This window comes from Pseudomonas sp. FSO-7 (genome assembly GCF_059579345.1).
Genome location: NZ_CM184193.1, coordinates 2,214,770 through 2,239,038 on the forward strand (window position 1 = coordinate 2,214,770; position 24,269 = coordinate 2,239,038).

Sequence of the window (24,269 nt, forward strand, 5' to 3'; positions counted from 1 at the left end):
TAAGTTACCCACTGAATTTTTAACCAGTCGTATTGGTCCGCATTCGCGTATTAATGTCAGTCAACTTCGGCCCGGTCCCCGTATTAGTGATAGGTCCTGTTCCTTCCAGCGCTGATACTCAATTTCTGCACTGCCACGCAAGCACTGCAGCTGCCCGCACCGCCGTGATGCTTGCCAACATGCTCAAGCGCGCAAATGAATCGGGGTATGCGCCGGTTACTGACCCTTGGCTCTAAGCTTTGCCAAGCCCTGTTTGATGTGGCCAGCATTTTCACCAAGTGTGTCCAGCGCCCCGCGGAAATTTTTGCCCACCTCTGGCGAGCCCTGCTGTTCGACTCGTAGCGTCAGCTCCATCAAGGCTGCCTCAAGGGCCAACTGGTTGGTGTACAACCTCTCAAGCACATCTGAAAGTGAACAATCACCAGCCATAGCATCGACTCCTTTCGATCAAAAAGACAAGCATAGTACCGGTAGTGCCCCTGACAGGCAGTAATTGCAGCTTGCTTAGAAATTGCTACACAGAGATGAGCTTTCGGCAGATTAGCCAGCGTAGCTGGGACGCTGGTGGACTACTCCGTCCAATCCATCATCGGAGCAACGGAGAAACGACGGGACAGTGGGGCAGTTTGTAGAGCATTGGGAATCTGAATGAGCGAGGCGGATGGCACAGTTTATCAGGGAAGGGCAGGAGGTGTTGGGGGAGCAATATAGTGTGCCGACTTCACCATTTGGTGCGGGGCATTGTCGAGTGGGCCTGGCCTGTACAATGACTACAAAACGCTCGACTCTTATTGCCCCTTATCTCACGGGCTCATGCTTATGCTGATCATGGTTTCGGTCTGGATGTCTACCAGGCTCAATGCCCCATCAGAAAATGAGCAGCCGGTGTCGATGTAGACAACATTGCCCATGCGTATAACACCGGGTACTGCAGAGTGCCCTACATAGAGCCGGTCTATTCCTTTAATGGGAGTATGGTCGTGTTGCTCGAGTTTCTCTCTTGCATACAGCGCAGTTTTCAAGGCTTGCCGCTGATGTTGCTCTCCAAAACTTCCAGTGATAGCGTCTTTGGCTTCCTGCCAGCCATCGGTACTTCTGAGGACAGGGGCTTCGGCATGGACTATTCCAATTGTTTGATCGCTTGATAAATTGATTTCAATGATCAATGGGAGTGCTTGCAAGGCTTTCAAAAGTTCATGCTGGACGGGTGGTTGTAACTCGTAGAGCCATGCACCACCGTTTCGGATATGTCGGGGTATGTCCCCATGGCCGGAGAGGCAGTCAATAAGCATCTGCTTATGATTACCGCGCACCGCATGGAACCACGGCTTCTCAAGCCAATTCAATATATCTATGGAGTCGGGGCCTCTATCGATGAGGTCTCCCACGGAAAAAATACGATCCAGCTCGGTATTGAAATCCAGCTTGTTCAAGGCGGCTGTTAGAAGTTTGAAATGCCCGTGAATGTCGCCCACCGCAAAGTCGCGACCTTTTTTGTTGGGTGGGAAAGATCTCGTGCTGTACATTTTTCAGTGCTTCAGCAGACGTTTAATTGACGTTGACTGTATCACTTGCCTAAATAAACCGTAAGACGGTGAGCTTGGGGCATGAAGTCAAGCTTGAATCGCCTGCCCAATACACTTCTCAAAAACCTGCTCCATAGGCTCCATGACGCCGTTATAAGCCGCGATATTGGCGTAGATCCACTCGTCCTTCTCAATCCCCCACCAACTGATTTCAAACCCGGCATTCATGATGAGGTGTTCAAACAGAATTCGCTGTGCACGGCCATTGCCTTCGCGAAAGGGGTGTACGACGTTGATGTCGGAATAGGCTTCTGCAACAGCAACTATCAGCTCCGTTCGCTCCATCCCTTCGAACCAGTTTGCCGCCGCCATGGCCGTGAAGATCTTGCCGGCTTCTTTCTCCATGTATTCGGGTTGGCAAAAGCGGGTGGCTTGTTTGGAGATGCCAACGGTGCGCAGCTCCCCGGCCCACTCGAACAGGTCAGAAAAGAGAATTCGATGAATGTTTTGAAGGTAGGCCAGGCTGTAGGGAGGAGGGCTGAATTCGACGTTGTCCGCTGCGATGGCCGAGAGCTGTTGTTCGGCTTCGCTTAGGGTCGGTTCGTCACGGATATCGAGTTTGTTGCGAAGGACCATGGAGCCGGGATAGCAGTAAGCATCTTCACCGACTCCATATTTGTCAGGCATCAGTTTCTGGTCTGGGTGAAGGCCTTCAAGACTTCTTCACGGCTTGGCATTTTGCGTTCGCCGTCCGCGAAGGTCGTTTTGAAGCCTTCCAGACGGAGGCTGGCCGCGTAGTTGGATCTGCGCGTCCTGGCGGCATAGGCCTTTTTGGTTTCAAGGCTGACGTTGCCCATGGGCTGAACCTCAATCGCGTTGGTTGGCCGATTATAGCCCATCCCGTTGGCATGGCCTACGTCGCGGCCTGGGCCACCTCTATCAGGCATCGAATTGACCAATGGCGCTTGCATCGCGGCGCTTCTCAAAATACTGTGTTTATATCCAGTATTCGAGATCACTTCATGCAGCTTATCGCCAAGCTCGGCATTCTTGCCGACGCTGCCAAGTATGACGCCTCCTGCGCCAGCAGCGGTGCGCCCAAGCGTAGCTCCCGAGGCCGTGAGGGGCTGGGGGCCACCGATGGCATGGGCATTTGCCATAGCTATACGCCGGATGGGCGCTGTGTCTCGCTGCTGAAGGTGTTGCTGACCAACTTTTGCCTGTACGACTGCCAGTATTGCGTCAACCGTCGTTCCAGCAACGTGCCGAGGGCGCGCTTTACGCCGGAGGAGGTGGTGCGGCTGACTTTGGATTTTTATCGTCGCAACTGCATCAGTGGGCTGTTTTTGAGTTCCGGCATCATTCGCTCGGCCGATTACACCATGGAACAGTTGATACGGGTGGCGCGGTTGTTGCGCGAGGTGCACCAGTTTCGTGGCTATATCCACCTCAAGACCATTCCCGATGCCGATCCGCTGTTGATCGAGGAAGCGGGGCGGTTGGCGGATCGCTTGAGCGTGAATATCGAGCTGTCCTCCGACATCAGTCTCAAGCGCCTGGCACCGGAAAAGCAGTTGACGACCATCCGCCAGGCCATGGGCACCATCCACCAGGGGCAACAGGCGGTGGCCGGTGAGCCGCGGGCGCCTCGCTTCGCCCCGGCCGGGCAGAGCACGCAGGTGATTGTGGGGGCGGATGCCACCGATGATCACGCCATCCTGAGCAACGCCGAGTCGCTCTACCAGGGGTACGGTTTGCGACGGGTTTACTATTCAGCGTTCAGCCCGATTCCCGACAGCCCCGCCAGCGTGCCCCTGGCGGCACCGCCGTTGCTGCGCGAGCACCGGCTGTATCAGGCCGACTTTCTCATGCGCGGTTACGGTTACAAGGCAGGCGAGCTGTTGAGCGAAACCCGCAACCTGGATTTGGACATCGACCCCAAGCTGGCGTGGGCGCTGGCCAATCGAGAGGTGTTCCCGCTGGATATCAATCGCGCCGAACCTGCATTGCTGGCGCGTATTCCGGGGATTGGCCTGCGTAGCGTGCAACGTCTGGTTGCGTTGCGCCGGGAGCGGCGGGTGCGTTATGACGACCTGGTGCAGTTGCGGTGCGTGCTGGAGAAGGCGCGACCGTTCATTGTCACCAGCGATTACCGGCCGGCCGACGATCAGGTGCGCAGCGGCCTGTTGCGGGCGCGGTTGCGCGACCCCCAGCGGCCGGTGCAGATGGGGCTTTGGTGATGATTGCCCTGGATTGTGAAGATGATTTCTCCACGTGGCGCGATCAGGCTCGAACGTTGCTCGGCCACGGTATCGACCCGAGCGATGTCACCTGGAGCCAAGGTCCGATGGCCGATCTTTTGGCCATGCCGGCGCCGCTGCCTCAAGGGCCGGGCCCGTTCCGAACGCGGGTCCCCGCGGTCTTGCTGATCCAGCTCGAACAGGCTGGCCGTTACCAAGGCGAACAACGTTGGAACTTCCTGTACGAAGTGCTCTGGCGCGTTGCCCATGGCGATCGCACGGCGATGCTCGCGGGCGACCGCCTGGGCAGTGAACTGCAGCGGCGTATCAAGCAGGTCCAGCGCGAGGCTCATCACCTGCATGCCTTCGTACGCTTTATCCCCCTGCCGCCGGCATTGGCCGAGCAATTGCGATTGGACCTGGTCGCCTTTCACCAGCCGGCCCATGACATCCTCGAAAGCGCCAGCGGCCATTTTGCCGAGCGGCTGGGACAGCAACGCTGGCTGATCGCAACGCCACGTGATGGCATCCGTTTCGATGGGCAGTCATTGGATTACCAGCGACGTTGTCCCGAGCAATGGCAGCATTGGGCGCGTTACGCCGACGATCCCGGTGCGGAGCTGTGGCGAACTTATTACAGGCATATCTTCAACCCGGCGCGGCTCAATCCCCAGGCGCTGCGTCAGCATATGCCGGGGCGATTCTGGCAGCACTTGCCGGAGGGAGAGTTGATTCCTCAACTGGTGGGTTTGGCGCGACGGGGGAAGCAGCGAGATGGGCAGGCGTTGGAGGTGGGGGCGCAAATGGGTAAGCGGATAGTTGTTGGTGCTGTTGTTGAGGATTAAACAAGTTCTTTTTTTTGTGAGTGCTTCGCACTCAAGCGGGAGCAAGCTCCCTCGCCACAATGAGTCAGGCCACAATGAGTCAGGCCACAATGAGTCAGGCCACAATGAATCAGGCGTGAATCAATCAAACCGCCTTGGTGTGTTTGGCTGGCCCGCGCAACGCCGCGATGTCCCGCTTGGGCGGCACGCCAAACAAGCGGGCATATTCGCGGCTGAATTGGGAAGGGCTTTCATAACCCACCTTGAAAGCCGCACTCGCCACGTCCACGTGCTCGTTGAGCATCAAGCGTTTGGCTTCGTTCAACCGCAGCCACTTCTGGTATTGCAGCGGGCTCATCGCCGTGAGCTGGCGGAAGTGGTGGTGAAACGTCGGCGCGCTCATTTGCACTCGCGCCGCAAGGTCGTCTACGCGCACGGGTTCGGTGTAGTTCAGTTTCAACCAGTCGATGGCCTTGGCGATCCGGTAGCCCTGGCTATCGACCGAGGCGATCTGCCGCAGCCGGGCGGCCTGGTCGCTGAGCAGCAGCCGGTAGTGGATCTCACGCTGGATCAAAGGTGCCAATATGGGGATCGCTTCCGGTTCATCGAGCAACGCCAGCAGGCGTGCGAACGGCGCCAAAAGGTCGGTCGTCGCGGTGCCGATCCCCGCGCCAATCCCGACCGCCCGATCACGCGGCGGCGCCAGGCTGCCTTGGGCGATCAGATCGGCCACCATGCGCAAGTCGAGCCTCAGGACCAGGCCCAGACAGGGTTGTTCCGGGCTTGCCTGCAGCACTTCGGAGTTGGCCGGGATGTCCAGGGAGGTCATGAGGAACCGACCGGTGTCGTAGCCATAGGCTTCGCCGCCGATCCATACCTGTTTCTCGCCTTGGGCCACCAGCACGATGCTCGGTTCGATCATGCAAATCACCGGCGGCGCCGGGATTTCACGCCGGAAGAAGACGAGGCCGGGGATGGGTGTTTCGAAGTCGCCCGGGTGTGGGGCCCAGGCGCCAATGATGGCGCTCAATGTCTCTTGTACGGATCTGCGTTGGACGGCCATGTCGGCTCCGGGTGTCATCTGGGCTCAAGCGCTATAGGCAGAACATTAACGCGCTAAACGAAGCGCTGCCTATACGCGATGGAAGAACTCATAGGATCAGGCAAGCATCTCAGCGTAATGCGTTACCGACCGGCCGGGTTGAGCCCTGAAAATACACCCTCGCTCATTTCCAACGGGCCGCTCGCGAGTTGCTCGCGAAAGCAGCCTGCCTGAGGCGGTGCGGTTGAATGTGCCGCTGTCAATCGCGAGCAAGCTCGCTCCCACACAAGCAACACAGGATTGTCATTCAATGACCGATAACCCATTGTCACAAGACCAGCCCGCCTGGGGCGCGGTACTTGCCATGGCCCTCGCCGCGTTCGTGCTGGTGGCCTCGGAGTTCATGCCCGTCAGCTTGCTGACGCCGGTAGCGGCCGATCTTCATGTCAGCGAAGGGCAGGCCGGTCAAGGCATTGCCGTCTCTGGCGCCTTTGCCCTGATTACCAGCCTGTTCATCGCCTCGATCGCCGCCCGGGTCGACCGCAAATGGCTCCTGCTGGGGCTGACCTTGCTGATGATCGTTTCAGGCACCGTGGTGGCGTTCGCACCAACCTACCCGGTATTCATGGTCGGTCGCGCGTTGATCGGCGTGGCGATTGGCGGCTTCTGGTCGCTGTCGGCGGCCACGGCCATGCGGCTCGTGCCGGACGCTCAGGTTCCGCAGGCACTGGCCATCGTCAATGGCGGCAATGCCCTGGCGACCGTGGTCGCTGCGCCGCTGGGCAGCTACTTGGGGGCGATCATCGGTTGGCGCGGTGCGTTTTTCTGCATCGTGCCCGTCGCCGCCATCGCCCTGGTCTGGCTGCTGTTGCGCCTGCCTTCCATGCCTGCGCAGGCGAAGCAGGGCAGCACCAACGTCTTCAAGTTGATGGCCCGGGTACCGGTCGCGCTGGGCATGCTGGCGGTCAGCACGTTTTTCATGGGCCAGTTCATGTTGTTCACCTACCTGCGACCGTTCCTTGAAGCGGTAACGCAGGTGAGCGTTTCAATGCTGTCCTTCATGTTGCTGGTGATCGGTGTGGCGGGGCTGCTGGGCACCTTCCTGATCGGGGCCTGCTTGAAAAACCACCTTTATCGGACGCTCATCGTCATCCCGCTGTTGATGGCCGCGATCGCCATTGCCCTGGTGGGGTTCGGCGGCTCGGTAACGATCACGACCCTCCTGCTCGGCCTTTGGGGCCTGGTGGCCACGGCAGCGCCGGTAGGCTGGTGGACCTGGCTCTCGCGAACGCTGCCGGAAGATGCCGAAGCCGGTGGTGGTCTGATGGTGGCGATCGTCCAGCTTGCCATTGCCGGAGGCGCGACAGTGGGTGGCCTTCTGTTCGATCTGAGTGGCTATCGCGCGACCTTCGAAACCAGTGCCGCCGTGTTGGGCGTAGCCGCTGTGCTGACGGTGCTGGCTGCTCGCTCAGCGCTCCGGGTGTCTTCATCGACTACGCAAGCAGCGCCCTATGGCACGGTGGGTTGAGACAAATGTCCGTCAGTTGAGGATGACCTGATGCTGCTCCGCGCCAGGCGCATAAGGCGACGGAGCTTCACGGACGACGTTCTGGGTCAGGAAGGAGGCGATCAGCAACACGATGCCCATCGCTGCCGGAAGAGCACCGCGCGGCTTGCGCACACCCAGGTGCGCGGACGCCGACAACAGCAAGTGATAGAGCATGCCTGCATAGGCCAGGTCGCTGAGCGCCACGCTCGGGCGCGACAGGATGGCGACCACCCCGAGGATTTTCAGGACAGTGAGCATCGGTATCAGGTAGCTGGGGTAACCGAGGTCGGCCAGTGCCTGGCCAACCCAAGCCTTCTTGGTGACGTACAGCGTTGCGGACGCCAGGTAGAGCAGGGCCAACGCCGCGGTACTGAGCCAATAGACGTAGTGTTCAATCATGAGGTTTTTTCCTGAGTGGGCTGGGTTGAATCGACCAGGGGCGAGAATGTCGCCTAACATGAAAGCCCGCAAGAAGGATGAAAAAGTGATGGTTAGTATGGAAAACCAGACTAATGAGGGCACCGGTATCAACATGCACGAGCAAATGCGCCGCGCATTTGCGCTGCTCTCGGGCAAGTGGAAATTGGAAATCATGTGGTTGCTCAATCAGCGGATATACCGCTTTGGGGAACTGCGAAAGGCCATTCCCGGCATCACGCAGCACATGTTGACGGCGCAACTTCGCGAACTGGAGAGGGATGGGCTGGTGTCTTGCACGGTGTTCGCGCAAGTGCCACCGCGGGTGGAGTACGAAATCACGCAGAAAGCCCGAGGGCTTGGCCCGACGATGGAGGCTCTGACGGCCTGGTGGACGGAATATGGCAACAGCGTGCCTCCGAACGGCAGCCCGCGCGGACGCAAAGCCAAAGCCAAAGCAGGCTGAAAGGGCGACCGTTGGGCGCTCGAGTTTGGTGGCACATTGATGGCTTGTTATGCTCTGGGTTTGTTATCCACCCAGTTGGTTGATTGTGACTACCGAGCGAATTTCCCAATTAGAGCAAGCCCTCATGGCCGTGATCGCCTCGGCCGGGAAAATGGGCATCAGCCGCGACGAGTTGTGCGCACAGGCTGTGGGCGGATTGATATCCGATCCATACTGGAACTGGGCGGATGGCCGATACGCGCAAGGCGCGGCTGACGAAATCGACAATGCCTTGAACAAACTTGTGGCAAGACCGGCGCAAGGACTGACACTACCGGTGCCCGGAAGCGATCCAACACTTGAATCAGCGCCACAGATCTAGTGTGTTCTCCAATGAAAATGGGCGACCTCAGGGTCGCCCATTTGCGTTAAAGGCCAAGGCCCTTCTCAATCAGCGCGAGCAGGGCGTCCTCGTCCAGCAGCGTGGGTTCAGGGCGCGGTTGTCCGGCTGATTGCAGGGCCTGGACATGCCAAAGCGATTCACCATGCTCACCGATTGTGCGCACGATGCAGTGTTCGCTCCCCTTCATATGGACTTCAATGCAGCCCTCGCCCTTGGGCGAAAAACGCGCAATCGGGTCGAATGAAATGCGGCAGTGGTTGCCTTCGATCACCAGTTGATCGATGGCGTAGTTGTACGTCGAACCGCTGGAATGGCTTTCAAAGACGTGGGTGGGGTTGCGCCGAATGTCCAGGCCCGCCTCGCACACGGGAGCCAGCCAGATTTCGATCTGGCGATACAGCTCGTAGACCTGGGCAGGCCAGTGCTCGATCGCCAGGTCGGCGCAGTTGTCGGTATCCGCACGGGTCTGCTGGGTTTTCCTCAGTTTGGCCGCTAGCTCGTCTGCCTTGCTCATGTCGATTCCCTGTCGTGATGATAGGTTGAGCTTAGCTGATGGGCTGGGGCGTTCGTTTGCGCTGGGTCATGGGCTGGTGTGTTGTTGAGTTTTGGCGTCAATGACGATCACCGAGACCGTCGCGAGGAAGTAAGTCATGCAAATGAGAGCACTGAGCAATAACGACCTGGGACCACTGCGCGATGCGCTCACCCTGGCCGGGCTACCCGTGGACGACCTGGCGTATCCCGGTCGACAGTTTTTCAGCTTCAGCCATCAAGGTGTTGATGTGGCGTTTGGCGGCATCGAGGGGGAAGGGGCGGAGCGGTTGCTGCGCTCGCTGGTTGTCCTTGAGGGGCAGCGGGGCAAGGGGGCTGGTGCGGCGGTGCTGGCCGCTATCGAGGCGTTTGCCAAACGCGAGGGCACACAGCGGCTTCACCTGTTGACCGACAGCGCCGCCGCGTTTTTTATCGGCCAGGGCTATCAGTCGGAGGACCGTTCGCTGGCACCCGCTTCGATCAGCGCGACGGCCCAGTTCAAGACCTTGTGCCCGGCCTCGGCGACGTACCTGAGCAAACGCCTCGTCTAGCGCAGCAAATGCACCGCCAACCCGGCCAGGCCGCACGCCATCAGCACCTGGATCACCCCGCGCTTGTAGCGAAACAGCGCAACGGCCGCCAGGAGGGCGATGATTGCCGAGGGCCAGTCCAGGGCACCTGCGAAACCGTTGGGCCAGAGCACGTGGTAACCGAAGAAGCAGGCCAGGTTGAGGATCACCCCGACCACCGCAGCGGTAATCGCCGTCAGCGGCGCGGTGAATTTCAAGGCGTTGTGGGTCGATTCCACCAGTGGGCCGCCGGCCAGGATGAACAGGAACGAGGGCAGGAACGTGAACCAGGTCACCAGGGCGGCCGCGACGGCTCCGGCGAGGAAGGCCTGTTCGGGACCAAACACTTGCATCACGTAGCCTCCGACGAAACCGACGAAGGCCACGACCATGATCAGCGGCCCGGGCGTGGTTTCGCCCAGGGCCAGGCCGTCGATCATTTGTGTCGGGGTCAGCCAGCCGAAGTGTCCGACAGCGCCTTGGTACACGTAGGGCAAGACCGCATAGGCGCCGCCGAAGGTCAGCAATGCGGCCTTGGTAAAGAACCAGGCCATTTGCGTCAACGTGCCGTCCCAACCGAAAACGGCGGTCAGCAGGCCCATGGGCACGATCCACAACAGGGCACCGACGACTGCCAATCGGGCCAGCCTGGCAGCGCTGAACCGAGCATGCTCCGGGGTTGGCGTGTCGTCGTCGATCAAGGCGGGGCCGAAGGACTGGTGCTGGGTAGCGTGACCGCCCAGGCTGAATTTTTCCGGTGCCCAGCGGCCACCGAAATAACCGATGGCAGCGGCACCCAGCACGATCAGCGGGAAGGGGAGGTCAAAGGCAAAGATCGCGGTGAACGATGCCGCCGCGATGGCCCACAGCCAATTGTTCTTGAGAGCGCGGGAGCCGATCCGGTGGGCGGCATGCACCACGATGGCCGTCACGGCCGGCTTGATGCCATAGAAAATACCCGCCACCACCGGCACTTCGCCAAAGGCGATGTACAGCCACGACAACGCGATGAGAATGAACAGCGAAGGCAGTACGAACAACGCGCCGGCGATCACGCCACCCCGGCTTCGGTGCATCAACCAGCCCAGGTACGTCGCCAATTGTTGGGCCTCAGGCCCGGGCAGCAACATGCAGTAATTGAGGGCGTGCAGGAAACGCCGCTCGGAAATCCAGCGCCGACGTTCCACCAACTCCTGGTGCATGATCGAGATCTGCCCCGCTGGGCCGCCGAAACTGATGAAGCCCAGTTTGAGCCAGAACCAGAACGCCTCGCGCAGGCTGACGGCGCCGGGTCGGGTCAGGGCCTGTTCATCATCGATTCGGATCGGTTTGCTCATGGTCGACGGGGCACTTGGAAGTCAAAGGCGACCATACGTTATGGGGCGTTACGCAATTTAGATAGCCCCCAGGAAGGTTTGCTTGTAAAAAACAGCCCTTCAACGATTTGAAACGCAAGGTTGAAACAATCATTGCCGGATCATCCCGTCTTCACACATTCGCCCAAGGAGTGGGTCAATGAAACAATATCTTGCCATCGCCGTGCTGTTCCTGCTGACACTGGGCTCCATGGGTGCGGTCAATGCCCGCGAATCCGGCCATTCACGGGCACAATCCGTAGCCGGAGTGTTCGATTACTACCTGCTGACGCTGTCCTGGTCACCGACGTTCTGCCTGACTCACCAACAAGATTCCCAGTGTTCCGGCAAAGGCTACGGCTTTGTGCTCCATGGTCTCTGGCCGCAATACACCCGGGGCGGCTGGCCGCAATTCTGCGCGCCCCAAGTGCCGTTGACCGCGGCTGAGCAGGAGAAGGGCCTGACGCTGTTTCCGACCCGCAAGTTGATGACGCATGAGTGGTCCAAGCACGGTACGTGCAGTGGCCTGGGCGCCATGGGCTACCTGGAGGCTGCCGACAACGCCCTGGGGGCGGTGAAAATCCCGCCGCAGTTGCAACCGTTCAATGCCTCGTACTATTTCGAGGCTGATGAAATTGTCCGGTTGTTCCGCCAAAGCAATCCCGGCATCGCGCCTGACGGCATTGCGGTGATTTGCAGTGGGCCGCAATTGTCGGAAGTGCGGGTGTGCATGAACAAGGACCTGGCGTTCGCCCCGTGTGGCAAGGGCGTCAGGACACAATGCCGGGCCGGGGAGATCCGCGTGCCGCCGGTACGGTGAACACCACAATCCATTGAACCCTGTGTCCGGCCATGGCGAGGGCGCTTACTCCCGCTCGACTGCGCTGTAGGCGCTGTCGAGTGTAACGAGGCGGCGATCTTGTCCCGGGCAATTGAGTCGAAAGTGAACCCGAAAGTGGGTCATCAAGAACAAAAGATCGCAGCCTTCGACAGCGCCTACGACAAGCGGGAACAAGCGCCCTCGTCACGGAAATTTCTTCGTTCTGAAGCGGGTATTTTGCTGGCTCAGGGGCGGTTTTTGGATCCACTCCAGCCACCTATCGGCTCCGCTGCACGGGCAAATTGCCGCCTCACAAGCGGTAGGCTAAGCTCACGAATATTGGGGGGTTATGAGCGAATTCGCTCATGCTTTGCCCTCTTCAGGAATTCGCTTGCCAATCTCCATCTACGATCCTTTCCATACCCCTGCCGGTACCCTGAGACGCCTGCCGTTGCTCAAGGCCGCGGTCACGTTTATCGCGGCGGTGTGCCTGTGCCTGTGTGGTTTGCTTTACCTGCAGGTGGAGCAGTCCCGTCGCCATGATCTGGAGTCGGCGCGCATTGCCTCGGCCACCCTTACCCGGGCCATGGCCCAGCAGGCCCAGGACACGTTCCTCCAGGCCGATCTGGTGTTGGCCAGTCTGACGGATTGGATCCAGATCGATGGGTTCGGCCCTGGGGTTCAGCAACGTTTGCAGCAAACCTTTGCCCGCCGCGTGCAGTCGCTCGAGCAGTTGCATGGCCTGTTTCTGTTCGACAAGCACGGTCACTGGGTCGTTACCTCCTTTGACGACCTGCACAGGGGAGCAGGGGTGGCGGATCGAGAGTATTTCGTTTTCCACCAACAGAACGCCTCCCTGATCGCCCACATCGGCCCGGCGGTACGCAGTCGGCAAAACGGTGACTGGATCATTCCGGTGTCCCGGCGCCTGAATGATCGAGACGGCAACTTCCAGGGCGTGTTGATGGCCGGCATCAGGATGTCCTACTTCGACCGCTTCTTCAAAAGCTTCAGCCTGGATGATCAAGGCGAGATGGCCCTGGCTTTGTCCGACGGGACGCTGTTGGCTCGTCGCCCCTTCGAGGAGGCCCGGATTGGTCGCCCGCTGGTCGAGGAAGATATCTACAACCATGCCGTGGCCAACGGGATGTCTGGCGATGCGATCATCCGTTCTGCCGCCGACGGTGTCGTCAGATTGTATGGGCATCAACATTTACAGGCTTATCCGCTGGTGGTCACCGCCGCGATGTCCGAAGAATCGATCCTGGCGGGCTGGCATGACCGGGCTTTCCAATCCAGCCTCATCGTAGGCCTGGTGGTGCTGGGCATTTGCTTGTTCGGCTGGGTATTCGTGCGCCAGGTACGTAACAGCGAAAAGATCGAAGCGGACTTGCGCAAGGCGCAGGAAGCCTTGGAACTGATTGCCACCCATGACAGCCTCTCCGGGCTGGCGAATCGGCGGTTGTTCGAGCGAGCCCTGGATATCGAGTTCGGTCGGGGCGCTCGTCAGCGCAGTCCCTTGAGCCTGATCATGCTCGACATCGATTTTTTCAAACGCTACAACGACGCCTATGGACATGTGGCTGGGGATCACTGCCTGGCGGAAGTGGCCAAGGTGCTCAAGAGCTGCTGCCATCGCAAGGCCGATCTGGCGGTACGGTATGGCGGCGAAGAATTTGCGGTACTGCTGCCCGATACCAACCTTTCGGGGGCCATGGCGTTGGCCGAGCAGATCCGCCGCAGTGTCATCGACAAGCACATCACCCATTCCGGCTCCCCGACCGGCTACCTCACGGTGAGCCTGGGCTGCTATGCCTTTGTGCCCAGCAGCCTGGACAGCATCGAAGTCTTCATCCAGCGCGCCGATGCGGCGCTTTACCAGGCCAAGCACAGTGGTCGCAACCGGGTGGCGGTGTTATCGACCGAGGGCGGGCTCGATACGCTGGCGCGCTCGGATCGTTGAGATCGATTGGAATCATCGGCCATGGGGCACGGTCAACTATTCAGGCATCGCGCTGGTGGCCTTCAGCGGTGTGTAGGCTCTTTCGCAAAAGACCGTGGGCTCGCCAACTGATCGAGTCGTGGCGGCTGAGGTTAGGAGCGACTGGCCTCGGTTCTCACCTTTACAGGCATCGAAGCCAGCGGTGACAGGATAGGAGCAGGTCAATGGATTCCACTGCCGATACTCCTTCGAGTACTGCACGTCACACACCGATTACCCGTCGCCTGGTCGTGGCTGTCGCGGGGCTGTTTGTCCTTGGGGTCCTGATGGCGATTGCCGCCCTGTTCAACATTGCGCAAAAGCTCGACGCGGAGGATGTGCGCAAGACGCATTTCTATATCGAGCGCGCCCTCGAGAATCGCATCACCGCTTCGAAAAACTACATCGCCAGCTATGCCTATTGGACCACGGCCTACGAGCACCTCAACGGTGAAGTCGATGTGCAATGGGCCTATGCCGAACAGAACATGGGCAAGACCCTGTTCACCAATGATGAATACGAAGGTGTGTTTGTTATCGACCGGCAACGCACCAAATATGCCGTGGTGCGTGGTCGCAATGTCCAAGGTGATGCCGCGGCCTACGTGAATGCGCCGCTCACGGACCTGGTGGACCAGCTCCAGGCGCAGCCCGACCTGACAATGTCGACGATCCGTTACACGTTGTTCGAGGGCTGGCCGGCCATCGTCACCGCTTCGGTGATTCTGCCCAACGACGAACGGCCCCAGGTCGAGGCAAAAGGCACCTCGGTCTTGTTGTTTGTCGACCAGCTGACGCCCGTCAAGCTACGCACACTGGGCAAGAGTTATGGCCTCACCGACTTGAACCTCAAGCAAGACACCGAGCTCGAGCCCGGCCAGCCGGCCGTACCGCTGGACAGTACCGGCTACAGCCTGGTGTCCCGACTGGAGCGTCCGGGCCAGCACTTGCTCTGGTCCCTGGTACCGCCGCTGGGGGGCGCATTGCTGATTCTGGCACTGCTGACCGCTTACTTTTTCCGCTATGCATTGCGCACGGCACGGCACGTGGACGCCAGTTACGACAGCCTGGAAAGATCGGCGTACGCCCTCGAGGCCAGCGAAGAGCGCTTCCGGGCCGTGGCGGAGGCGGCTTCCGACTGGATCTGGGAAATCGACGGGCAGCAGCGCATCACTTATCTGTCGGGGCGCTTCAGTACGGTCACCGGGTTTTCCGACCAGCAATGGCTGGGGCAGGACATCGAGCAACTATTGTATTGCGACACCACGCCGATTGCCCTCTGGTTGGGCAAGCTGACGGAGGAGCAGAACGCCAGCAACTTGCGCTGCTCCTACCGCGATCATTCCGGGCAATTGCGCTTCTGTCGGGTGTCGGCGCGCCCGATCTACAACAAGGCCGAAGTGGTGGGTTATCGCGGTACCGCCAGTGACATCACCGACGAAGTGGCGGCCCACGCCCAGGTCCAGCATCTGTCGTTGCACGATGCGCTGACCGGGCTGCCGAACCGTAACAAGCTGGCGCGGCACCTGGATGATGCACTGCTGGCCAAGGAGCATTCCGCCCCCCTGACGTTGCTGATGGTGGACCTGGACAACTTCAAGCCGATCAACGACTCCCTTGGTCACCCGGCCGGCGACGCGGTGTTGCTGGAGGTGGCCCAGCGGTTGCGCGACTGTACCCGCGAGCAAGACCTGGTGGCGCGCCTGGGGGGCGACGAGTTCGTGGTGGTGCTCAACGGGATGGAGAACACCACTGAGATCGATCGATTCTGTGAACGGCTGATCGACAGGCTGCAGCAACCGATCCTCTACGAAACCCATTCGCTGCACATCGGCGCCAGCATCGGTATCGCCGTGAGCCGCCGCCAGGGTTATGTGCCCGGTGAACTGATCCGCTGCGCCGACATTGCCTTGTACCAGGCCAAGGCCGAGGGCAAGAAAACATGGTGCTATTTCGCCTCGCAAATGAACGATCAGATCCAGCATCGTCGCCAGTTGGAAAGCGACCTGCGCCAAGCCGTGAAGAACAACGAATTCGTCCTGCACTTCCAGCCGCGCTATACCGTCGATGGTCAGGATATCGTGGCGGTCGAGGCCTTGGTTCGCTGGCTGCATCCGACCCAAGGCTTGTTGAGCCCCGATGCCTTTATTCCATTGGCCGAGCAAACCGACCTGATTGTCCCGCTTTCACGTTGGGTGTTGCGCGAGGCCTGCGAAACCGCGCTGACCTGGCCGGGGGAACTGATGGTTTCGGTCAACCTGTCGCCGGCGCAGTTCGAGCGCAGCGACGTGGTGGAAGATGTGCGGCAGGTGTTGATCGAAACCCGTTTCCCAGCGAGTCGCCTGGAGCTCGAGATCACTGAAAACGTGATGCTCAACGACGTTGATGGCGCCCTCCAGGTCATGAATGCCCTCAAGGAACTGGGCGTACGCTTGAATATGGATGATTTTGGTACCGGTTATTCCTCCCTGGGTTACCTGCGCACCTATCCATTCGACGGCATCAAGATCGACAAGCGTTTCATCGCCTCCATGAGCAACAGCAGCAACGACCGCGCCGTGGTGCAGGCGATCATCAACCTGGGCAAGGCCATGGGACTGACGGTCACCGCCGAAGGCGTGGAAACCCTGGCCCAGCTCGGCTCATTGGGCTCGGACCAGTGCCATGAAGTACAGGGCTATTTCCTCAGCCGGCCGATCGACAAGCAAGCCTTTGCGCAGTTGCTGGAGAATGGCCGGCCCTTACCGAAAACCGGCTCTTGAAGACCCGTTGCAACCACCGCGCCGGGTTGACGGTCACAGCCAGTAACGTGAGATTTCGAGTGCTGGCGCTATGAAAAACCTGCGTATCGCGACTTTCAACATCAATGGCATCCGTGCGCGGCTGCCCAACCTGCTGGAGTGGCTGGAGCGGGAGAAACCCGACATTGTCTGTTTGCAGGAGCTCAAGGCAGTGGACAAGGATTTCCCGGCGGCGGAGCTGGAGTCGGTGGGGTATGGTGCGATCTGGCACGGGCAAGCGTCCTGGAACGGCGTCGCGATCCTGGCCCGTGACGCGCAGCCGTTGGAGAGCCGCCGAGGCCTGCCCGGCGGGGATGACGACAGCCACAGTCGCTACCTGGAAGCGGCGGTGCACGGCGTGCTGGTGGGGTGCCTTTACCTGCCCAACGGCAATCCGCAACCGGGTCCCAAGTTCGACTACAAGTTGGCCTGGTTCGAACGCCTGATCGAATACGCCCAGGGGTTGCAGGCCAGTGATCATCCCGTGGTGCTGGCCGGTGACTACAATGTGGTGCCCACCGACATGGACATCTACAACCCGCGCTCCTGGCTCAAGGATGCGCTGTTGCAGCCCGAAAGCCGCGAGTGCTACCAGCGGTTGCTGGACCAGGACTGGACCGATTCGCTGCGCCATCTGTATCCGGACGAGCGGCTCTACACCTTCTGGGATTATTTCCGCCAGCACTGGCAAAAGAACTCCGGACTGCGCATCGATCACCTGTTGCTAAACCCGGTCGCCAGCGCCTACCTGAGCGAGGCCGGCGTGGACGCCTGGGTCAGGAACCAGCCCCACCCCAGCGACCATGCGCCCACCTGGATCCGGCTGGCTTCGCGCAAACGACGCTGACGGGGCAGGGTGGCCCGGTCGGTTGTTGTCTCTGTAAGGGGAATGCCTTATACCTGGCGCCCATTAGCCATGCGCTTGTTGCGAGCGCTGTGCCGACCCCGGAAAAGGACACCCTCATGAGCCATCCCCAACTGAGCGATACGACCCGTTATCTGCGGCGCCTGGGGTTCGACGCGCCACCGCCACCGACGCTCGAGACCTTGCGTCAGCTGCAATGGCGCCATACCGCCGAATTCCCCTTTGAAACCCTGTCGACGTTGCTGCGTCAGCCTGTGCCCATCGACCTTGAATCGGTCGAACGCAAGGTTTTCGAAGAGGGGCGCGGCGGCTATTGCTATGAACTCAACCAGTTGTTCCTGGCGCTGTTGCAGGCACTGGGTTTCGATGCCCGCGGCATCACCGGACGCGTGGTGATGAATGCGCCTGAGGGCGCCTGGCCTGCCCGGACCCATCGGTTGAGCCTGGTGACGATCGACGGTGTGCGCTATATCACCGACGTCGGTTTTGGCGGCATGGTGCCTACCGCGCCGCTGCTGCTGGACAGCCGTGACGCCCAGGTCACGCCCCATGAGCCGTACCGCATCGAGACCCATGCGGACGGTTACCTGTTGCGCGCCAACGTTGCCGGCGAATGGCGGCCGATGTACCTGTTCGATCTGCAACGCCAGGAAGACATCGACTACACCGTCGGCAATTGGTACGTCTGCAATCATCCGGAGTCGCCGTTCATGGGCCGGTTGATGGTGGCCCGCACCGGTGATGGGTTACGCAAGACCCTCAACGGCAACAGCTATGCCGTGCACCGGATAGGACAGGAAAGTGAGCGGCGCGTGATCATCGATGCCGATGAGTTGATCGATTTGCTGGAGCAGGAATTCAGCTTGCGGGTACCGCCACGCGAGCTGTTGCGGCCCGCGGTCGTGGGGTTGCTCCAGGAGTAAAGGGCGGTTGATCGGAGAGGCGTTCGAGATGGGCGCGCAATAAGTTGTATACAACTATATGGACATTTGTCCTGAGTTTTGAATACAGTGTGCCCATAACAAAAAACAGGGAATCCCCGAACCATGAAAACGCCCCATGTTTCACTCCCACGGCCCGAGGACGAAAACCTCGGCGTCGGCGCGAATATGGCTTACGGCCTGCAACATGTGTTGACCATGTACGGTGGCATCGTTGCCGTGCCGTTGATCATCGGTCAGGCGGCCGGGCTTTCGCCGGCGGACATCGGCCTGTTGATTGCCGCGTCATTGTTCGCGGGTGGCCTGGCAACGTTGCTGCAAACCCTCGGCCTGCCGTTTTTCGGCTGCCAGCTGCCCTTGGTGCAGGGCGTATCGTTTTCGGGCGTCGCGACCATGGTGGCGATTGTCGGCAGCGGGGGGGAAGGGGGCTTTCAAGCCATCCTCGGCGCGGTGATCGCCGCGTCCCTGATTGGTCTGCTGATCACCCCGGTGTTTTCACGCATCACCCGGTTCTTTCCGCCACTGGTCACCGGCATTGTAATCACCACCATCGGCCTGACCCTGATGCCGGTGGCGGCGCGTTGGGCGATGGGCGGCAACAGCCACGCCGCCGATTTCGGCAGCATGGCGAACATTGGCCTGGCCGCAGTGACCCTGGTACTGGTGCTGCTGCTGAGCAAAATGGGCAGCGCAACCATCTCCCGGTTGTCGATTCTGTTGGCGATGGTCATGGGGACGGTCATCGCAGTGTTCCTCGGTATGGCGGACTTTTCAGCGGTCAGCCAAGGCCCGATGTTCGGCTTCCCGACACCGTTCCATTTCGGCATGCCGACGTTCCATATCGCTGCGATCCTGTCGATGTGCATTGTGATCATGGTGACCCTGGTGGAAACCTCTGCCGACATCCTGGCGGTGGGCGAGATCATCGACACCAAAGTCGATTCCAGGCGCCTGGGCAACGGCTTGCGGGCTGACATGCTGTCGAGCATGATCGCGCCGATCTTCGGTTCCTTCACCCAGAGCGCCTTTGCCCAGAACGTCGGGCTGGTGGCCGTGACCGGAATCAAGAGCCGTTTCGTGGTGGCGACCGGTGGGGTGTTCCTGGTGGTGCTCGGCCTGTTGCCGTTCATGGGCCGGGTGATCGCCGCCGTGCCGACCTCGGTGCTGGGCGGTGCCGGTATCGTGCTGTTCGGCACGGTGGCTGCCAGTGGCATCCGCACCCTGTCGAAAGTCGATTACCGCAACAACGTCAACCTGATCATCGTTGCCACCTCCATCGGCTTCGGCATGATTCCTATCGCCGCACCGAATTTCTACGACCATTTCCCGAGCTGGTTCGCGACCATCTTTCATTCGGGCATCAGTTCTTCGGCAATCATGGCGATCGTGCTGAACCTGGCATTCAACCACTTCACCGCGGGCAATTCCGACCAGCAGTCAGTCTTCGCCGCCGGCACAGAGCGGGTGTTGCGCTACCAGGACCTGGCGGCGCTGCGCGAAGGCGACTATTTCAGTGACGGCAAGCTGCATGATTGTGACGGCAACGAGATTCCGGTGGTGGAGCCTGTTCACGAGCCGTCGGAGCATGGGCCGATCCGACTGAAAAGCAGTGAGCATGTCTGATAGATACCCGTGACCCAGCGGACATTAAAAAGCCTGTGATCAATGATCACAGGCTTTTTTTGTAGCGACCGGAAGACCGATTACCAGCGGCCATAATGACCCCGGGGTGGGCCGTAGTAATAGCCCCGTGGTGGCCCGTAATACACCGGTGCCGGGCGATAGTAGATCGGTCGCTCTACATACACCGGCTGCGGCTGGTAGTAGACCGGTGGTGGTGCCTGGTAGTAGACCGGCTGTGGCTGGACATAGACCGGTTGTTGCACATACACCGGCCGATCACGGTTGATGATGGCCGAGCCAACGATGGCCGAACCGACGATGGCACCAAAAACGGCGGGCCCCTCCCAACCACCACGACCGTGGGCGGATGCCTGGCCGGTGACCGCGAGTGCCCCCATGAGCAGGGCGATGATGGGAAGTCTACGATTCATGGCTGTTCCTCGTTTCGGCCCCGGCGCCTGTGGTCTGCAACAGACCCGATGAGGGTCGCGGGGTTACTTGCTATGACAGCGATTTTCTCAGGATTTGCGACTTCGTTGGGTAAATATTGTGTAAGGTCTGTAGCGCTTTTCTTGACCGCGCCACGTCATCCAGCGGCCTGAGATCGGGCCGGGCCTGGCGGTACCATCATCGAATAAACCTTTCGCGACGGTGTTCCGTCTGTCCGAAAGTGAATGCAAGGAGACACGCATGCAGATCAATCCCAACAAAGACACCCAACTGTGCATGTCGCTCTCGGGGCGTCCCGGAAACTTCGGCCTGCGCTTTCATAATCATTTGTATGAACAATTGGGCCTGAACTTCTATTACAAGGCGTTCAGCAGCCAGGACCTGCCTGGGGCGGTGGGCGGTATCCGCGCGCTGGGCATTCGCGGCTGCGGCGTGTCGATGCCGTTCAAGGAAGCCTGCATCGCCTTGGTGGACGAGCTGGATCCTTCCGCCGCCGCGATCCAGTCGATCAACACCATCGTCAATACCAACGGCCATCTGAAGGCCTACAACACGGACTACATCGCTATCGCCCAATTGCTGCAAAGCCATGCCGTGCCCAAGGATTCGACCTTTGCCCTGCGCGGCAGCGGCGGCATGGCCAAGGCTGTGGCCAGTGCCTTGCGCGATGGCGGCTACAAGCACGGGCTGATCGTTGCTCGCAATGAAGCCACCGGGCGAGCCCTGGCCGAGTCCTTGGGGTATGAATGGCAAGCGGAGCTGGGTACCCGGCGGCCGCAGATGCTGATCAACGTCACGCCGATCGGCATGACCGGCGGCCCGGAAGCCGATCAATTGGCGTTTGAACCCGAGACCATCGCCGCGGCCGAGACCGTGTTCGATGTGGTGGCGATCCCGTCGGAAACGCCGCTGATCGTGCGCGCCCGGGCCGAAGGCAAACGGGTCATCACCGGGCTGGAAGTCATTGCGATCCAGGCCCTGGAGCAGTTCGTGCTGTACACCGGTGTGCGGCCCAACCTGGAGCAATTTGAAAAGGCCGTCGCCTTCGCCCGGTCGGCGTAGGCGCTGCTATTCCAGGCGCGCCAGGCGTTCTTCCAGGGCCGCGATCCGCGCTTCGAGTTCTTCGATGCGCTCCAGCGAGACACCGCCGCCGGCGCCACGCTCCACCGGGTGCTGGCGGGCGGCGAGAATCGCTTCGATGTCCGCCGGGTCGCCCATGGCGTGGACATAGCGGTCTTCGCGCTGGCCGGCCTGGCGTGGCACCAGCAGCGCCAGGCCGCGGGCGATCAGACGTTCGAGCTGATGCACCACTTGTTCGGCGTCTTCGAAGTCGTGCATCCGTCCGCTGCGGGTCAACAGTTCATTGACCGTTTGCGGGCCACGCAGGAACAGCAGGCCCATCAGGACCACCTGGGCCGGCACCAGCTCCAGGGCTTTGTCGACCCGATGTTCCCAGCGGTCGGCGCGGCTGCCCATCACCAGCCTGGTGAAACCACGACCTTCCAGCGCCCGCAGGCTCTGGCCGACCTGGCCCGGGTTGAGGTTCATCACCGGTTCGCGGCTGGTTTTCTGGTTGCAGGCCAGTACCAGGGCGTTGAGGGTCAGCGGATAGGTCTCGGGGTTGGTGGCCTGTTTCTCGACCAGCGCGCCGAGGATACGGATTTCCGTGCTATTGAGCCGTGGTTCTTCAGCCTGCTGTTGTTCTTCGATGCTCATCGCGCGTTCCCTATGCTGTGGAAGCCGCCTAGCCTAATCCTTGCGCAATAAAAGACAAGCCGTGCAACAAGCCGTGGCTATAATCGCAGCCGTTTGATTCATTCTTTCCTGCCACCTGCATGAGATTGCCATGACTATTTCCCTGTACGCCGCTTCCGTCCCGGTTTTCAAGCAGATGCTCAACGCGTTGAGCGACGTTCTGAACAAGGCCGAAGCCCACGCCACTGCGAAGAACATCGACCCGAACGCGTTCCTGCAAGCCCGCCTGTACCCGGACATGTTTCCGCTGGTGCGCCAAGTGCAGATCGCGGTGGACTTCGCCAAGGGTGTGTCCGCGCGCCTGGCTCAAATCGACGTGCCGAAGTATGAGGACAGCGAGACCACGTTCGCCGAGCTACAAGCCCTGATCGCCAAGGTATTGGCCTTTATCGATGGCATCGCTCCTGCGCAGATCGATGGCAATGAAGGCATCGAAATCGTTACCCGTCCGGGCACTCCGAAGGAGAAGCGCTTCAGCGGCCAGAACTACTTGCTGACCTACGGTTTGCCGCAGTTCTTCTTCCACGTCACCACCACCTACGCATTGCTGCGCCACAATGGCGTGGAAGTGGGCAAGCGCGACTACATGGGCGCGTTCTAACCCCGCAGGCGTGAAAAAGCCCGGGACGGTGTGGGCCGTTCCCGGGCTTTTTTGTGGCTGCCTGTAACATCCTCGGCGAATGTAGTGCCGCCTCGGCGAATGTAGTGCCGCTATCGCGAGCAAGCTCGCTCCCACAGGGGCAACGGTGCTCGCACAATAGCCGCTACACAACAAATCTCCTGTGGGAGCGAGCTTGCTCGCGATAGCGACCGAACAGCCACCGCAGTTGTTACGCCGTACGCGCGAGCTTCTCTTCCTCACCCAGGCATGCCGCCGCCGTGAACAGCACATCCGTGGACGAGTTCAACGCCGTCTCCGCCGAGTCCTGCAGGACACCGATGATGAAGCCTACCGCGACCACTTGCATGGCGATCTCACTGGGAATGCCAAACAGGCTGCACGCCAGGGGAATCAGCAACAGCGAACCGCCGGCCACCCCGGATGCGCCGCACGCGCAAATGGCGGCGACAACGCTCAGCAGCACGGCCGTTGGCAGGTCCACCGCAATACCCAGGGTGTGCACGGCCGCCAGGGTCAGTACGGTGATGGTAATGGCGGCGCCGGCCATGTTGATGGTCGCGCCCAACGGGATCGACACCGAATAGGTGTCTTCGTGCAGGCCCAGGCGTTTGCTCAGTTCCAGGTTCACCGGAATATTCGCCGCCGAGCTGCGCGTGAAAAACGCCGTGATGCCACTCTCGCGCAGGCACGTAAACACCAGCGGGTATGGGTTGCGACGCAGTTTCCAGAACACGATGAGTGGGTTGACCACCAACGCCACGAACAGCATGCAACCGATCAACACGGTCAGCAGGTGCAGGTAGCCGAGCAGGGCGCCGAAGCCGGACGTGGCCAGGGTCGAGGCCACCAGGCCGAAGATCCCCAGCGGGGCGAAGCGGATCACCAGGCGCACGATCACGGTCACACCGTTGGACAGGTCTTCGAGCACGGTGCGCGTGGTCTGGCCAGCATGACGAATGGCGATGCCCATGCCGATGGCCCAGGCCAGGATGCCGATGAAGTTACCGTCCATCAGCGCTCGAACCGGGTTGTCCACCACGCTGAGCAACAGGCTTTGCAGCACCTCGCTGATGCCGCCGGGCGCAGTGACCGCGACGTCTTGGGTCGACAGCACGAGGCTGGAGGGGAACAGCGTACTGGCGACCACCGCGACCACCGCCGCGGCGAAAGTGCCCAGCAGGTAGAGGAACAGGATGGGCCGGATATGGGTTTCCTGGCCGTGCTTGTGATTGGCGATCGACGCCATGACCAGCACGAACACCAAAATCGGTGCCACGGCCTTGAGCGCGGAGACGAAGACCTTGCCGATGAATGCGGTGGATTTCGCCAGCTCGGGCGCCAGCCAGGCCAAGACAATACCGGCGATCAGGCCAATGATGATTTGTGTCACCAGGCTGGTGCGTTTGAGGCGTTGCAAAGGGGTAACGGACGAAGCTGTCATAGCGGCATCTCTGATTTTATTGTGTACGACGGTCGACGAATCAGGGCAACAAGCGGGCAGGCCACATGAGCGGACCGAGAGAAAGTACGG

General features: G+C 60.4%; 25 protein-coding genes. 14 read left to right on the forward strand and 11 right to left on the reverse strand.

Annotation, left to right across the window (positions count from 1 at the left end; translation table 11 throughout):
- Positions 1-216: 216 nt before the first annotated feature.
- The 4 genes from AC515T_RS09715 to AC515T_RS09730 all read right to left on the reverse strand — a co-directional run bounded on the left by AC515T_RS09715 (position 217) and on the right by AC515T_RS09730 (position 2,383).
- Positions 217-429, reverse strand: a complete 213-nt coding sequence (locus tag AC515T_RS09715) for a hypothetical protein (RefSeq protein ID WP_496532284.1) — start codon at positions 427-429, stop codon at positions 217-219.
- Positions 430-803: 374 nt separating this feature from the next.
- On the reverse strand, positions 804-1,526 hold the full coding sequence (locus AC515T_RS09720; RefSeq protein WP_496532285.1) for a metallophosphoesterase: 723 nt from the start codon (positions 1,524-1,526) through the stop codon (positions 804-806).
- An 87-nt stretch (positions 1,527-1,613) separates the two neighbouring features.
- Positions 1,614-2,213, reverse strand: a complete 600-nt coding sequence (locus AC515T_RS09725) for a putative adenosine monophosphate-protein transferase Fic (protein ID WP_496532286.1) — start codon at positions 2,211-2,213, stop codon at positions 1,614-1,616.
- On the reverse strand, positions 2,213-2,383 hold the full coding sequence (locus tag AC515T_RS09730; RefSeq protein WP_496532287.1) for a YhfG family protein: 171 nt from the start codon (positions 2,381-2,383) through the stop codon (positions 2,213-2,215). The genes AC515T_RS09725 and AC515T_RS09730 overlap by 1 nt, the downstream gene beginning before the upstream one ends.
- A 165-nt stretch (positions 2,384-2,548) precedes the next feature.
- On the opposite strand from AC515T_RS09730, the gene AC515T_RS09735 reads away from it, so the two are divergent.
- Both AC515T_RS09735 and AC515T_RS09740 read left to right on the forward strand, forming a co-directional pair.
- The gene (locus AC515T_RS09735) at positions 2,549-3,766 is read left to right on the forward strand and encodes a putative DNA modification/repair radical SAM protein (protein ID WP_496532288.1); all 1,218 of its coding nucleotides are present in this window, start codon (positions 2,549-2,551) and stop codon (positions 3,764-3,766) included.
- Positions 3,760-4,611: a TIGR03915 family putative DNA repair protein gene (locus AC515T_RS09740; RefSeq protein ID WP_496532289.1), complete on the forward strand. Its 852-nt coding sequence runs from the start codon at positions 3,760-3,762 to the stop codon at positions 4,609-4,611. The genes AC515T_RS09735 and AC515T_RS09740 overlap by 7 nt, the downstream gene beginning before the upstream one ends.
- 124 nt (positions 4,612-4,735) lie before the next feature.
- Here AC515T_RS09740 and AC515T_RS09745 read toward each other — a convergent pair whose 3' ends face one another.
- On the reverse strand, positions 4,736-5,653 hold the full coding sequence (locus AC515T_RS09745) for an AraC family transcriptional regulator (RefSeq protein ID WP_496532290.1): 918 nt from the start codon (positions 5,651-5,653) through the stop codon (positions 4,736-4,738).
- A gap of 289 nt (positions 5,654-5,942) precedes the next feature.
- On the opposite strand from AC515T_RS09745, the gene AC515T_RS09750 reads away from it, so the two are divergent.
- Entirely contained in the window at positions 5,943-7,160 is a 1,218-nt protein-coding gene (locus AC515T_RS09750; RefSeq protein WP_496532291.1) for an MFS transporter, read from the forward strand.
- Between the two features lie 12 nt (positions 7,161-7,172).
- Here AC515T_RS09750 and AC515T_RS09755 read toward each other — a convergent pair whose 3' ends face one another.
- On the reverse strand, positions 7,173-7,580 hold the full coding sequence (locus AC515T_RS09755; RefSeq protein ID WP_496532292.1) for a DoxX family protein: 408 nt from the start codon (positions 7,578-7,580) through the stop codon (positions 7,173-7,175).
- An 88-nt stretch (positions 7,581-7,668) separates the two neighbouring features.
- Here AC515T_RS09755 and AC515T_RS09760 point away from each other — a divergent pair, with 88 nt between their 5' ends.
- Both AC515T_RS09760 and AC515T_RS09765 read left to right on the forward strand, forming a co-directional pair.
- Entirely contained in the window at positions 7,669-8,064 is a 396-nt protein-coding gene (locus AC515T_RS09760) for a winged helix-turn-helix transcriptional regulator (protein WP_496533100.1), read from the forward strand.
- 124 nt (positions 8,065-8,188) lie between these two features.
- Entirely contained in the window at positions 8,189-8,425 is a 237-nt protein-coding gene (locus AC515T_RS09765) for a hypothetical protein (protein WP_496532293.1), read from the forward strand.
- A gap of 46 nt (positions 8,426-8,471) precedes the next feature.
- Here AC515T_RS09765 and AC515T_RS09770 read toward each other — a convergent pair whose 3' ends face one another.
- The gene (locus AC515T_RS09770; RefSeq protein ID WP_496532294.1) at positions 8,472-8,960 is read right to left on the reverse strand and encodes a hypothetical protein; all 489 of its coding nucleotides are present in this window, start codon (positions 8,958-8,960) and stop codon (positions 8,472-8,474) included.
- A 136-nt stretch (positions 8,961-9,096) separates the two neighbouring features.
- Here AC515T_RS09770 and arsN2 point away from each other — a divergent pair, with 136 nt between their 5' ends.
- Entirely contained in the window at positions 9,097-9,528 is a 432-nt protein-coding gene (gene arsN2, locus AC515T_RS09775) for an arsenic resistance N-acetyltransferase ArsN2 (protein WP_496532295.1), read from the forward strand.
- Here arsN2 and chrA read toward each other — a convergent pair.
- Positions 9,525-10,883, reverse strand: a complete 1,359-nt coding sequence (gene chrA, locus AC515T_RS09780; protein ID WP_496532296.1) for a chromate efflux transporter — start codon at positions 10,881-10,883, stop codon at positions 9,525-9,527. The two genes, arsN2 and chrA, sit on opposite strands and share 4 nt — an antisense overlap.
- 178 nt (positions 10,884-11,061) lie before the next feature.
- Here chrA and AC515T_RS09785 point away from each other — a divergent pair, with 178 nt between their 5' ends.
- The 6 genes from AC515T_RS09785 to AC515T_RS09810 all read left to right on the forward strand — a co-directional run bounded on the left by AC515T_RS09785 (position 11,062) and on the right by AC515T_RS09810 (position 19,911).
- Positions 11,062-11,721 (forward strand): ribonuclease T2 family protein, encoded by a 660-nt coding sequence (locus AC515T_RS09785; RefSeq protein ID WP_496532297.1) that lies wholly within the window; start codon positions 11,062-11,064, stop codon positions 11,719-11,721.
- A 391-nt stretch (positions 11,722-12,112) separates the two neighbouring features.
- Entirely contained in the window at positions 12,113-13,684 is a 1,572-nt protein-coding gene (locus AC515T_RS09790) for a sensor domain-containing diguanylate cyclase (protein ID WP_496532298.1), read from the forward strand.
- 203 nt (positions 13,685-13,887) lie between these two features.
- On the forward strand, positions 13,888-16,464 hold the full coding sequence (locus tag AC515T_RS09795) for a bifunctional diguanylate cyclase/phosphodiesterase (RefSeq protein ID WP_496532299.1): 2,577 nt from the start codon (positions 13,888-13,890) through the stop codon (positions 16,462-16,464).
- Between the two features lie 70 nt (positions 16,465-16,534).
- Positions 16,535-17,329 (forward strand): exodeoxyribonuclease III, encoded by a 795-nt coding sequence (gene xth, locus AC515T_RS09800; RefSeq protein WP_496532300.1) that lies wholly within the window; start codon positions 16,535-16,537, stop codon positions 17,327-17,329.
- Positions 17,330-17,445: 116 nt separating this feature from the next.
- Positions 17,446-18,270: an arylamine N-acetyltransferase family protein gene (locus AC515T_RS09805; RefSeq protein WP_496532301.1), complete on the forward strand. Its 825-nt coding sequence runs from the start codon at positions 17,446-17,448 to the stop codon at positions 18,268-18,270.
- Positions 18,271-18,393: 123 nt separating this feature from the next.
- Positions 18,394-19,911 (forward strand): nucleobase:cation symporter-2 family protein, encoded by a 1,518-nt coding sequence (locus AC515T_RS09810; protein ID WP_496532302.1) that lies wholly within the window; start codon positions 18,394-18,396, stop codon positions 19,909-19,911.
- Between the two features lie 80 nt (positions 19,912-19,991).
- Here the strand turns inward: AC515T_RS09810 and AC515T_RS09815 are convergent, their stop codons facing one another.
- Positions 19,992-20,342 carry a hypothetical protein gene (locus AC515T_RS09815; RefSeq protein WP_063322141.1) on the reverse strand — a complete coding sequence of 117 codons (351 nt, stop codon included), beginning with the start codon at positions 20,340-20,342 and terminating at the stop codon, positions 19,992-19,994.
- Between the two features lie 259 nt (positions 20,343-20,601).
- Here AC515T_RS09815 and AC515T_RS09820 point away from each other — a divergent pair, with 259 nt between their 5' ends.
- The gene (locus tag AC515T_RS09820; protein ID WP_496532303.1) at positions 20,602-21,423 is read left to right on the forward strand and encodes a shikimate 5-dehydrogenase; all 822 of its coding nucleotides are present in this window, start codon (positions 20,602-20,604) and stop codon (positions 21,421-21,423) included.
- Positions 21,424-21,429: 6 nt separating this feature from the next.
- Here the strand turns inward: AC515T_RS09820 and AC515T_RS09825 are convergent, their stop codons facing one another.
- The gene (locus tag AC515T_RS09825; RefSeq protein ID WP_496532304.1) at positions 21,430-22,077 is read right to left on the reverse strand and encodes a YceH family protein; all 648 of its coding nucleotides are present in this window, start codon (positions 22,075-22,077) and stop codon (positions 21,430-21,432) included.
- Positions 22,078-22,207: 130 nt separating this feature from the next.
- Between AC515T_RS09825 and AC515T_RS09830 the strand changes: the two genes are divergently transcribed.
- On the forward strand, positions 22,208-22,717 hold the full coding sequence (locus tag AC515T_RS09830; protein ID WP_496532305.1) for a DUF1993 domain-containing protein: 510 nt from the start codon (positions 22,208-22,210) through the stop codon (positions 22,715-22,717).
- A 229-nt stretch (positions 22,718-22,946) separates the two neighbouring features.
- Here AC515T_RS09830 and sstT read toward each other — a convergent pair whose 3' ends face one another.
- Positions 22,947-24,179, reverse strand: a complete 1,233-nt coding sequence (gene sstT / locus AC515T_RS09835) for a serine/threonine transporter SstT (protein WP_496532306.1) — start codon at positions 24,177-24,179, stop codon at positions 22,947-22,949.
- Between the last annotated feature and the right edge of the window lie 90 nt (positions 24,180-24,269).